This is a genomic window from Caulobacter segnis (assembly GCF_031454995.1).
GTDB classification, from domain to species: domain Bacteria; phylum Pseudomonadota; class Alphaproteobacteria; order Caulobacterales; family Caulobacteraceae; genus Caulobacter; species Caulobacter segnis_E.
In genome coordinates, this window is sequence record NZ_JAVDRV010000002.1 from 44,314 (window position 1) to 56,139 (window position 11,826).

The following is an 11,826-nucleotide window of genomic DNA, read 5'->3' on the forward strand; positions in this document are numbered from 1 at the left end:
GCGTTCTAGAATGTCCTCCACGCGTGGCGGAGCGACCTCGATCTCCCCTTCCGACCGGGGCGCTCGTCGCCGAGCGGACCGCCGAAACCCAAGAGATCGTGGCCGCCGCCACGCGCCAGCTCACCAACCACCAGGCCACGCCGATCGCGATCACCGCCGTGGCCTGCGAGCCGATTGATGAGCGTGGGTCTAGAGCGCCGCGGATGTCTCCGCCGGCCCTAGAAGGACTTCTTGACGCCGATCTCGAAGGTCCGGCCCAGCGGATTGCCGGTCCAAGGGTCGTAGCCGAACTCCTCCTGGGCCGGCGGCGGATCCTTGTCGAAGATGTTCGCGGCGGTCAGGGTGAGCGCCATGTCCTCGCCCAGGCCGAGGCGATAGGTGAAGTCGGTCGTCACCCAGTCCTTGCCGTTCTCGCCATACTGGACGCCGGCTCGCTCATCCTGGACCGCCGAGACGAAGTTGACGCCCAGGCGGAAGTTCTGGCGACCCAGCCCGTAATTGACGCCGAGGTTGGCCCGCAGCTTGGGCGCGGCCTGGGCGAAGGTGGCGAAGTTCAGCGTGCCTAGCCGATCGTCGCCGGTCGAGATGGTCACCCCATCCAGCGTGGTCGGACCGGTCCTCAGGGCGGTGACGCGCGTGGCGGTCAGGCTGATGTCCAGGTCGCCGTCACCCAGCGGCAGGCCGTAGCTGGCCTGGATGTCGAAGCCCTTGGTCGTCTGGCCCGGGCCGTTGCCGTACCGGGTCGAGACGGCCGAGAAGCTGCCGACGCCGCTCATCCCCACCGCGCAACCGTTGTTGAAGGTGATGCGCGCCAAGAGCGGCTGCTTGGAGGCGTCGCAGGTGGTGATCGTGCCGCCCGCGCCGTTGAAGACGAGGCTCGCGATCTGGTTCGGATCGGCGACCTGGCCGATCTGGTCCTTGGTGCGGATGTCGAAGTAGTCGACGATCAGTCGGAGCCTGTGGTCGTCGGCGACGCCGCGGCTCTGCCAGATGACGCCGACGTTGCCGGTCTTGGCGGTTTCCGGCTTGAGGTCGGTGTCGGTGATGAACTGCGCCGCCAACCAGTTGCTGGCCGCCACCGTATAGGTGCGCGCGGCCACCGTGATGGCTCCCGGCGTCACGCCCAGCGGCGGCGTCTGATAGTTGGTGCCGTACGAGGCGCGCACGGTCAGCGGCCCCCAGACGTTCCACTTGCCCGAAACCTTGTAGACCGTGGCGCCCAGGTCGTTGGAGAAGCGCTCGCGACGCGCCGCCAGTTGGAGGTCGACGTTCGAGAACAGCGGGACCTGCAGTTCGCCAAACAGCGAGTATTGGCTCTGCTCGGCCTGGCTGGGCAGTGTCGGAGCGAACAGGACGAATGGCCCGGGCGCGTCGGGGGTGCAGCCGCGGAAGTTCGGATCGGTCGTGGGCAGTGGCGTGGGGCTGAGATTACCCGAGCCGGCGCCATTGGCGCTGGTGGTGTTGCTGGGCCACTCGCACTGGATGGAGCCGTTGTTAAAGGTGCTGGGCACGTTCACCCGGTTGGCCAAGGACCGATACTGGGCGCCGATCGCCCAGCCGATGTCCCCGCCGGGAAGCTGGATCCCGGAACGGCCGTTGAAGACGAGGTCGGCCGTGAAGTTGTGGCTCAGGGTCTCGACCGCGCGCGGGTCGAACATCCAAAGCGCCAGGTCCTCGGGGTTTTCCTTGCCCGCGACGTAGTTGGGATTGGCCAGGCCGCGAACCGGCTGGCCCTTGAACGAGCTCGAGAAGGGGTTCCAGTACTGGCAGCCGTTCTTGCCGGCGGCCGCGGCGTTCTGCGTCCCGAAGCGGCTGGGATCCAGGTCCGTGGCGCGGCAGTTGGGACCGCCGAAGCCGTTCATCGCTTCCTGCAGGCGATAGCCGATGGTGTCGGCGTGGGTGTTGTAGTTGTAGGCGTCGTTATAGGTCAGGGCGAAGTCGTAGCCGACCTGCTTGGCGAACGGCGCCACGTCGCCGAGATCGCCCGTCAGGCCCGCCGACACGCGCCAGACCTTGTTGTCGATGCGGTCGGCCACGCCAAAGCCGTCACCGCCCGAGTAGTACGGATTGCCGCCGTGGCCGAACAGTCGGTAGGTCACCGGGGTGAAGCCCTGGGCGCCGACGATGCCGTTCTTGGCGGCGAACTCGGCCGCGAACGGGTTGGTGATCGGAACGTAGAACTGGTTCACGGCGCCGGTGGCCAGGGCCGGACCGCGCGAGACGGGCTGGGCCGGCGAACCCATGACCTGCGGCAGGGTCACGCGGCCGTACGAAGCGTCCATGTGGAACTTCATCGTGTCGGTGATCCGCGCCTTCAGCTGGGCGTAGAGGCGATAGATGTCCTGCTTCTCCACCAGCCGGTAGTAGGGGATGTAGTTGTAGGCGCAGGTGAAGTTGTTGTCGTAGCGGCCGCCGACGGCGGCGCAGCTGGCGGGCGTGAAGTCCGAGACGATGCCGCCCACGGCCGGGCCCCATTCGCCGACGTCCGTGGCGCTGGGCGTGGCGGGCAGGGCGCCCCGGGGGATCCAGCCCGTCAGGTTGGTCAGGGTAGACCAAGGGGCCGGATTGTAGCCGGTCCCCGGGTTCAGCGAGGCCTTGGTGAAGTCCCGCTCCATCGTATTCAGGCGCGAGCGGTGCTCATATTCGGCCGAGACCAGCAGATTGACGCGGTCCTCGCCGATCCCCCCCATGACGCCGACCGAATAGTCGCCTTTCGACCCCTTGATATGCTTGTACTGAGCCTGGGCCTGCAGACCCACGAAGCGCTCCAGGGTGATGAAGTTGACGACGCCGCCGGTGGCGTCGGCGCCGTAGATCACCGCCGCGCCGTCCTTCAGCACCTCGGTGCGGGCCAGGGCGACCGACGGCACGTTGGCGGTGTTCTGGTTCATCCGCCGGCCGTTCAGCAGGACCAGCGTCTTGTCGGCGCCCAGGCCGCGAAGATTGTAGTTCACCGAGCCGACCAGGGCCGGGCCGCCGAAATAATAGGACTCGCCGGTCGTGGGCCCCGAGATCGTCAGGCTCTTGGCGAATTCCAGCGCCGTGGGCGAGCCCTGCTTCTCGAGGTCGGCTTGCGAATAGACCTCGACGGGGAGGGCGGCGTCGAGCGCCGAGCCCCTGATGTTCGATCCGGTGACGACGATTTCCTCGACCTGGGTGGATGGGTCCTGAGCCGGCCTCTCCTGGCCGTGCGCGGTCGCGCCCCAGCCCGCGAGTCCCATCACCAGCGCGACGCCAGACGCGCCCATTAGCCCGATTTTCATGGTGCGATCCCTCCCGTTGAATGAGTCTATAACGCTCATTCTCACAAGAGTGAGTGTTGTGGCATCGTCGCCCTCTCGTCAATGACCATTGTTCGGTCACATGGTCGTAGCCTCGCGGGCGACGGCGGCATGCGAACGATTGACAGGCGCGCGCCGCGCCCTACTACCCGGATACGGAGCGACGAGGAGGACGGCTTGTCGGGAGACACCAAGGCGCGGCGGACCAAGGCGGAGCAACGCGCTCAGAGCCTGGAGCAGATCCTGGACGCGGCCGAGTATCTGTTTTCGCAGAACGGTCTGTATGGCGTGACCCTGCGGGATGTCGCCTTGCGGGTCGGCATCCATACGACGCTGCTGAACTACTACTTCAAGGACAAGACCAACCTGTTCGAGGCGGTGTTCGCCCGCCGCGCCGGGGTGACCTCGGGTCGCCGAATGATCGCCCTGGAGCAATACGAGCAGGCTGCCGGGGACAACCCCACGGTGGAGGGCGCGCTCCACGCCTTCCTCGATACCGACCTTGATCTCTATTACGAGGGCGGCGAGCACTGGATGAACTACGCCGCCTTCTGCGCCCGGGTCAGCAACACGCCCGAGGGCGCGGCCCTGATGGACGAGCACTTCGATCCCGTCGTCCTGAAGCTGGTCGGCATCCTCAAGCGCGCCCTGCCGGACTATGCCGACGAGGAGATCTTCTGGGGCTACCACTTCGTGTCGGGCGCGCTGATGAACACCCTGGCGCGGACGGGCCGGATCGACCGGCTGTCCGGCGGCCTTTGTCATTCCGACGACTTCCCCGCGGTCAAGAAGCGCATCGCCCGCTTCATGGCGGCGGGCTTCATCGCCCTGAAGGGCTGAGGGGCAGGCGGCCTAACGGGCCTCCTCTTTCCGGAAGATCCTGGCTAGCCCGAGGAAGAGGCCGATCGCCAGAACGTAGAACGGCGTCAGCGTGAAGAGGGCCATCTGCAGCGAGTTGTGCGGATGGGTGGCGCGGAAGAAGTCGCTGGCCGCCCCGACATAGGTGGGGCCAAGGCCCAGGCCGATGAAGTTCATCACCAGCAGCAGGAGGGCGCCGGACATCACCCGCTGCTCGGGACGGACCTCTTCCTGCACCAGCGCCACCGCCGACGACAGGTAGAAGTAGTTGAGGAAGGTCGGGCCGATCAGCAAGGCCAGCGCCATCGGCCAGTTCGGCGCCCAGACGAAGCCGACATAGAAGGGGATCGCCAGGGTCAGCGAGATCACCGGGGCCATGGCGTAGACCAGCTTGGACTTGCGGGTGAAGTGGTCGATCACACGGCCCGAGACATAGATGCCGGCGCTCATGCCCACGCCGACGACCAGCGCGTACCACACGGCGACCTCGCCGAGCGTCATGCCTTTCTCGCGCATCAGGAAGAGGGTGGTGAAATTGCCAAGGCCGTAGGTCACGAACTGGGTCGCGCCGCTGCCCAGGGCGGCCAACATCAAGGTCGGCCGCGAGAAGAACATTCGCAGGGTGGGCCAGAAGGCGGCTTTCTCGGGCTTTGTCCCCGCGCCGTCGAGGCCGCCGCGCGGGGGCTCCTTGACGACCAAAGGCAGGACGAACGCGGCGATCAGGCCCACGACGCCCAGCACGACGAAGGCGTAGCGCCAGTTGAAGGCCGCCGCGATCGCGCCGCCGAAGGCGATGCCGAGCGCCGCGCCCACCGGAGGCCCCAGATTGTAGAGGCCAAGCGCCGTGCCGCGACGTCCCGGCGGGAAGTAGTCGGTGATGATCGCGTAGGACGGCGGCACGCCGCCGGCCTCGCCGAAGCCGACCGTCATGCGCGAGAAGGCGAACTCGCCATAGCTTCGCGACAGGCCGCAGGCCACGGTCGCCGCGCTCCAGATCCCACAGGCCAGGCTGAGCACCGCGACGCGGTTGGTCCGGTCGGCCAGCCACCCGACCGGGATGGCGATGAAGCAGTAGAACATCGCGAAGTAGAGCCCGCCGATCAGGCCAAGCTGTCCGTCGGTGACATTCAGCGTGTCCTGGATGGGCTTGGCCAGGATCGACATCAACTGGCGGTCCAGGAAGTTCAGGACGTAGACAAACCACAACATGGCCAGGACCACCCAGGCCCTCCGGTTCGGCGCGGGATAAGGACGGTCGGAGCGCGCGGACAGGGCCGCGTCGCTGGTGCGCGCGAGATCGTTCAAGGTTTCCTCCCGGACGCCCGTTGTCGGGCTTGGCTTGCCCGGAACATGACGCCAATCGTTCTCGTTCGTCAACATTCACACTCGTGAGAGTGAGTGTTGACAGCGGTGCGGTTCGTCGCCACCGTGGGTTGGCGACGTCGACGCTGAATGATCGACGCGTTTGGGGAGTGAACGCCATGAAGGCTGGGCTACTCGCGTCGGCTTGCGCCGTAGCGCTCGTCGCGGTTTCGACAACGCCGGTTCGGGCCCAGGAGGCCGGTTCCGCGGAGCAGGGGAGGGACGCCGCGCTCGTGGGAGAAGTCGTCGTCACCGCTACCCGCCGTCCGGAGAAGCTCCAGGACGTGCCGCTCAGCGTCACGGCCTTCGACCAGAAGGAGCTGACCGCCAAGGGCATCGTCGGCTACGAGGGTCTGGCGCGCCAGACCCCGGGCGTCGTGCTGAACCGCGCCACCGCCAACTTCAACAACTTCACAGCGCGCGGCATCGCCACCAACGGCTATGGCGCCAACCTGCAGAGCACGGTCGCGGTCTATATCGACGAGCTGCCGATCTCGACCATCGGCAACACCACGGTGCTGGACCCGAACCTGTTCGACGTCGAGCGGGTCGAGTTCCTCCGCGGTCCGCAGGGAACGCTGTTTGGCTCGGGCTCGCTGTCGGGCGCGCTGCGCATTCTCACGAAGGCGCCGAACCTGTCGAGCCGGGAGGGGGCGGCCCTGGTCGATTACGGCCTGACGGGTTCGGACTCGCTGCGCCAGCGCTACAACGGCATGCTCAACATGCCGATCATCGAGGACAAGCTGGCCCTGCGCGTCGTGGGCTTTTACCGGCACGAAGAGGGCTACCTCGATAACGTTGGCACCAAGGTCCACAATTCCAACACCCTGGTGAACTGGGGCGGCCGCGCGAACCTGCTGTGGAAGCCGAACGAGCGCCTGTCGGTGAAGGCGCTGTTCTCCTACGAGGACAGCAACCCCAAGGACTCTTCGATGATCAGTCCGGCGCTGGGGCGGGAAAAGCGCGTCTCGGACCGGCCGGACCTCTTCGTCGGCAAGCTGCGCACCCACAATGTCACGATCGACTACCAGTTCGATGGGGCGCGCCTGACCAGTTCGTCGACCTATTCGAAGTTCGACCAGAAGTTTTACGTCGACCTGGCCGGCACGTTCGGCGGGGCGATCGCCTTCGCCCTCGACGCGAACGCCAACCAGCAGACCTTCGTCGAGGAGGCGCGCCTGGCCTCCGACCCTGGGGGCAAGGTCGATTGGGTGATCGGCGGCTTCTATCTCGATCGCCGCCTGGACGTGGACTACTTCTACCGCTCCAACCCGGCCTTCCTGGCGGCGCGGGGTATCACCGGCCTGCCGGACGAATACTACCAGCGCCAGTACACCCACTTCCTCTCGCACGAGAAGGCGGCGTTCGGGCAGCTGACCTACCGTTTCACCGACAAGGTCTGGGCGACCGGCGGCATCCGCTACGGCAAGGTCGACTCTCAGGGCTTCACCGAGGCGGGCGGCTATAACAGCGCCTATCTGACCAACGCCCTGCTGGGGATCCGAGGACCGCTGACCTTGGTCCCGATCGCCGCGGCCACGGGCGTCAAGGCGACCGGCAGCAAGCCCTCGTTCAAGGTCAGCCTGTCGTACAAGCCGTCGTCGGCCCTGACGACCTACGCTACCGTCTCGACGGGCTTCCGCACGCCGGTGGTCAATGGGTTCGCGGGCCGGCCTAGCCTCGTCAATCCCAACGACCTGATCATCCCGAACGGCGCTTCGTCGGACGACCTCGTCAACTACGAGATCGGGGCCAAGGGACGCTTCCTGAACGGGCGTCTGGCGGCCAATGTCGCGGTCTATCTGATCGACTGGAGCAACATCCAGGTCCAGGCCAACCGCGTTTCCGACAGCGTCCAGTTCGCCACCAACATCGGCGCGGCGCGCAGCAAGGGGATCGAGCTAGAACTCCTGGCCTATCCCGCCAAGGGGCTGACCGTGGGCCTGAACGGGTCGCTGAACGAGGCCAAGGTCACCGAGCTGAGCCCGGCCGAGGCGGCGATCTCCGGTGCGGTGGTGGGCGCGCGACTGGCCTCGCCGAAGGTTCAGGGCTCGGTGTTCGTCAACTACGGCTGGGACTTGACGCCGAAGGCCAAGGCCAATCTGTCGGTCGTGCTGCAGCATGTCGGCTCGTACCCGGGATCGTTCCCGCGCGTGCCCGGTCAGCCCACGGTGACCAGCGCGACCTACGGGTTCACGGACTCGTACCAGAACGTCAACGCCACCTTCGCCGTCGCCATGGGCCAGACCACGATCGGCGCCTATGTCGAGAACCTCTTCGACGATCACTCGATCACCTACGTCCACCCCGAGGCGTTCCTCGCCAGCCGGTTCGCGACCATGCGGCCGCGCACGGCGGGCGTGCGCCTAGGCTATGCGTTCTAGGGGGAGCGATGCGCAAAAGCTCCTTCGCATCGATCTTCGCCCTGGGTCTCGCGGCCTTGGCGGGGACGCCGGCCGTCGCTCTCGTCGACCAGCCCGTCGCGCGCGCGCCGGCCGGCGCTGTTCGCGGCGTCGAGGCGGACGGCCTGCGCGTGTTCAAGGGCATCCCTTACGCGGCCGCGCCCACGGGCGCGCTGCGCTGGAAGCCGCCCGCGCAGGCGCCCGCTTGGAGCGGCGTGCGCGACGCCCGGGACTTCGGCCCGGCCTGCTGGCAGCCCAAGCCCCGAGCGGGCAGCATCTACGCCTCGCCACTGAAGGCGTTTAGCGAGGACTGCCTGTCGTTGAACGTCTGGGCGCCGGACGCCGCCAAGAAAGCTCCCGTCCTGGTCTGGATCCACGGCGGCTCGCTGATCGTCGGCTCCAGCGGCGAGGGCCTGTACGACGGCGCGGGGCTGGCCAGACAGGGCGTCGTGGTCGTCTCGATCAACTATCGTCTCGGCGTGCTAGGCTATCTGGCCCATCCGGAACTGAGCGCCGAGTCACCCGATCGCGTCTCGGGCAACTACGGTCTCCTCGATCAGATCGCCGCGCTGAAATGGGTCCAGCGCAATATCGCCGCGTTCGGCGGCGATCCGGCCAACGTCACCATCGCGGGCGAGTCCGCCGGCGGTCTCAGCGTCATGTATCTGATGGCCTCGCCGGCCGCGCGAGGGCTGTTCCACAAGGCGATCGCCCAGAGCGCCTACATGATCTCGACGCCCCAACTTCGCGAGCCGAGGTTCGGCCATGTCCCCGCGGAGGCCATGGGCGCGGCGACGGCCGCCAAGCTGGGCGCCAAGAGCCTGGCGGATCTTCGCGCGATGGACGCCGAAACCCTCGCCACCTCGGCCTTGATGGCTGGCTTCCAGACCTTCGGGGCCGTCGACGGCAAGATCCTGCCCAAGCAGCTCGTCGACACCTTCGACGCCGGCGAGCAGGCTCCCGTGCCGATCCTCGCCGGCTTCAATAGCGGCGAGATCCGCTCGCTGCGGATCCTGGCGCCGCCGCCGCCCGCCAGCGCCGCGGCCTACGAGACGGAAATCCGGGCTCGCTACGGGGAGCTCGCCGACGACTTCCTCAAGCTCTATCCGTCCGATGATGTCGCCGAGAGCGTGCTGCTGGCGCCGCGCGACGCCCTCTATGGCTGGACGGCCGAGCGACTGGTCGCCAAGCAGACGCGGCTGGGGGCGTCGGGCTATCTCTACTATTTCGATCACGGCTATCCGGCCGCCGACGCCGCCGGCCTGCACGGCTTTCACGCCGCCGAGTTGCCTTACGTCTTCGGCACCTCCGCGAGCGTCCCGCCGGCCTGGCCGAAGATTCCCGACACGCCCGACGAAGCCGCGCTGTCGGCGACCATGATCGGCTACTGGACCAGCTTCGCTCGCGACGGCGTTCCAAGGGCCAAGGGCGCTCCAGACTGGAAACCCTACGGGACCGAGCGGGCCTACATGACCTTCGCTCAAGGGGCCCAACCCGGAACGCGCCCGCGGCCGGGCATGTACGAATTGAACGAGGCCGTCATGTGCCGACGCCGCGCCCAGGGCGACCTTTCCTGGAACTGGAATGTCGGCGTCGTCTCGCCCCCGCTGCCTTCTGGAGTTTCTTCGTGCCGATGATCGACGGCGAGATGCAGGCGTTTTCCCTGACGCTCGACAAGTTCCTGGACCACGCCGCGAAGTGGACGCCGAAAGCCCAGGTGGTGACGGCGCGGGAGGATGGCCGGCGCGATCACATCGGCTACGCTGATCTGCGTGATCGAGCCCTGAGGGTGTCGAGCGTGCTCGAGGGGATGGGCGTCCAGGCCGGCGACCGCGTCGCGACCCTCGCTTGGAACAGCCAGGACCACGTCCAGGTCTGGTTCGCGATCATGGGCATGGGCGCGGTCTGCCACACCCTGAATCCGCGCCTGACCGCCGAACAGCTGGCCGCGATGGCGGTCCAGTCCGAGGCGCGCGTCCTGATCGCGTCGGCCGATCTTGCGCCCTTGGCGCGTCGGATCATGGAAACCACCCCCAGCCTCGCGCGCCTGCTGATCATCGACGGCGAGGCTAGCGAGGGCGAGGCGCTGGCCGCGATGGTCGAGGCTGAAACACGGCGCGCCGCCTGGGGCCGTTTCGACGAGACCGCGCCCTGCGGCCTGTGCTTCACCTCCGGCACCACGGGCGCGCCGAAGGGCGTGACCTACACCCACCGTTCCAGCTACCTGCACACCCTACGCATTCTGCAGGTCGACGGCATGGCGATCTCGGGCGCCGACGCGGTGCTCGCCGTGGTGCCGATGTTCCATGCCAACGCCTGGGGGCTTCCATTCGCCGCGCCCGCCGTCGGCGCCAAGCTGGTGCTGCCGGGCCGCAACGCCAATGGGGCCAGCCTGGCCCGGTTGATCGCGGCCGAGGGCGTTACGATTGGGGTGGGCGTGCCGACCGTCTGGGCGGGGCTGCTGGAGCACCTCGAGACGAGCGGCGAAACCCTGCCATCGCTGAAGCGGATCATCGTCGGCGGCGCCCCCATGCCGCCAGCCCTGATGACGCGTATCGAGCAACGCCTTGGCGCGCGGGTGCAGACCAGCTGGGGCATGACCGAACTGTCGCCCTGCGGCGTTCTCGCCCCCTTGACCGCTCCGGGCGAGGCCGCGGTGTCGGGACGTCCAGCGGTGGGCGTCGATCTCCTGCTCACCGACGCCGAGGGGGTCGCCTTGCCGGGCCAGCGGGAGGCCGAGGGCCATCTGCGGGTGCGGGGCGCATCGGTGGTCGCGCGCTATTTCGGCCAGGACGTCCCCGCCACCGACGCCGACGGCTGGTTCGCCACGGGCGACCTGGCGCGCATCGACGAAGAGGGCAATCTGTACATCACCGGTCGCGCCAAGGACCTGATCAAGTCGGGCGGCGAGTGGATCAATCCGACCGAGATCGAGGCGCTGGTCGGCGCCCTGCCGCAGGTCGCCCAGGTCGCGGTGATCGGTCGGCCCGATCCCAAATGGGGCGAACGCCCGATCCTGTTGGTGGAGACGAAGCACGAGGTCAGCGACGAGGCCTTGCTGGCCTCGCTGCGCGGTCGCGTGGCCAACTGGTGGATCCCCGACGCCGTCTATCGTCTGCCGCGCATGCCCCTGGCCCCCACCGGGAAGATCGACAAAATTCGGCTGAAATCGGAGTACGGCGCCGGCTGAGCCGACGCGCATCCGACATCGCATGGAAGCTCCCTTGTCCCAACCCGTCCAGCCGCGCCGCCGCGCCACCAAGGCCGAGCAGCGCGCCGAGAAGATGGAGCGGATCCTCGACGCGGCCGAGGAGCTGTTCTCGAAGCACGGGCTGTACGGCGTGACGTTGAAGGACGTCGCCCAGCGGGTCGGCGCGCACCACACGCTGCTCAACTACTACTTCGATGACAAGAAGGCCCTGTTCGACGCCGTCTTCGCTCGGCGCGCGGTGGTCACCAGTCAGCGGCGAATGCGGGCGCTCGATGACTACGAACGGTCCTGTGGCGGTCAGCCGACGGTGGAGGGCGCTCTGCGCGCCTTTCTCGACACCGATCTCGACCTCTATATCGAGGGCGGCGAAGGGTGGAAGAACTACGCGGCCCTTGGCGCCCAGGTCGCCAACACGCCTGAATGGGGCGCGGCCCTGATGGACGAACATTTCGACCCAGTGGTTCTGCGGCTGATCGATCTGCTGAAGCGGGCGCTGCCTGGCCGCGCCGAGGCGGACATCTTCTGGGGCTACCACTTCGTCACGGGAGCCTTGATGCTGACCCTGGCCAGGACCGGTCGGATCGACAAGCTGTCGGGCGGCGCGTGCAAGTCGGACGACTTCGCCGCCGTCAAGAACCGCATGGCCAGCTTCATGGCCGCCGGTTTCCTGTCGGTGTGCACGGGAGAGAAGCAGGGGACCTAGAAACGGGCC

The 11,826-nt window shown here is 67.5% G+C and carries 7 protein-coding genes; 5 read left to right on the top strand and 2 right to left on the bottom strand.

The features are described from left to right. Positions 1 to 218: 218 nt before the first annotated feature. Entirely contained in the window at positions 219 to 3,263 is a 3,045-nt protein-coding gene (locus tag J2728_RS06510; protein WP_309997660.1) for a TonB-dependent receptor domain-containing protein, read from the bottom strand. Between the two features lie 195 nt (positions 3,264 to 3,458). Here J2728_RS06510 and J2728_RS06515 point away from each other — a divergent pair, with 195 nt between their 5' ends. Further along, on the top strand, positions 3,459 to 4,121 hold the full coding sequence (locus J2728_RS06515) for a TetR/AcrR family transcriptional regulator (protein WP_309997662.1): 663 nt from the start codon (positions 3,459 to 3,461) through the stop codon (positions 4,119 to 4,121). Positions 4,122 to 4,133: 12 nt separating this feature from the next. On the opposite strand, the gene J2728_RS06520 is transcribed toward J2728_RS06515, so the two are convergent. Continuing rightward, positions 4,134 to 5,444: a spinster family MFS transporter gene (locus J2728_RS06520; RefSeq protein ID WP_309997664.1), complete on the bottom strand. Its 1,311-nt coding sequence runs from the start codon at positions 5,442 to 5,444 to the stop codon at positions 4,134 to 4,136. Positions 5,445 to 5,734: 290 nt separating this feature from the next. Between J2728_RS06520 and J2728_RS06525 the strand changes: the two genes are divergently transcribed. Genes J2728_RS06525 through J2728_RS06540 form a run of 4 tightly spaced genes read left to right on the top strand, consistent with a single transcriptional unit; the run spans position 5,735 to position 11,817 of the window. Next, positions 5,735 to 7,885 carry a TonB-dependent receptor gene (locus J2728_RS06525; RefSeq protein ID WP_309997666.1) on the top strand — a complete coding sequence of 717 codons (2,151 nt, stop codon included), beginning with the start codon at positions 5,735 to 5,737 and terminating at the stop codon, positions 7,883 to 7,885. Between the two features lie 8 nt (positions 7,886 to 7,893). Further along, entirely contained in the window at positions 7,894 to 9,540 is a 1,647-nt protein-coding gene (locus J2728_RS06530; protein ID WP_309997668.1) for a carboxylesterase/lipase family protein, read from the top strand. Continuing rightward, positions 9,537 to 11,093: an AMP-binding protein gene (locus J2728_RS06535; protein ID WP_309999414.1), complete on the top strand. Its 1,557-nt coding sequence runs from the start codon at positions 9,537 to 9,539 to the stop codon at positions 11,091 to 11,093. Before J2728_RS06530 ends, J2728_RS06535 begins: the two co-directional genes overlap by 4 nt. A gap of 22 nt (positions 11,094 to 11,115) precedes the next feature. Continuing rightward, entirely contained in the window at positions 11,116 to 11,817 is a 702-nt protein-coding gene (locus J2728_RS06540; RefSeq protein WP_404979716.1) for a TetR/AcrR family transcriptional regulator, read from the top strand. Positions 11,818 to 11,826: the final 9 nt, after the last annotated feature.

Coding starts and splice junctions, on each gene's coding strand:
- J2728_RS06510 (WP_309997660.1), bottom strand. CDS start 3,263: ATGAAAATCGGGCTAATGGGCGCGTCTGGCGTCGCGCTGGTGATGGGA.
- J2728_RS06530 (WP_309997668.1), top strand. CDS start 7,894: ATGCGCAAAAGCTCCTTCGCATCGATCTTCGCCCTGGGTCTCGCGGCC.
- J2728_RS06535 (WP_309999414.1), top strand. CDS start 9,537: ATGATCGACGGCGAGATGCAGGCGTTTTCCCTGACGCTCGACAAGTTC.
- J2728_RS06540 (WP_404979716.1), top strand. CDS start 11,116: ATGGAAGCTCCCTTGTCCCAACCCGTCCAGCCGCGCCGCCGCGCCACC.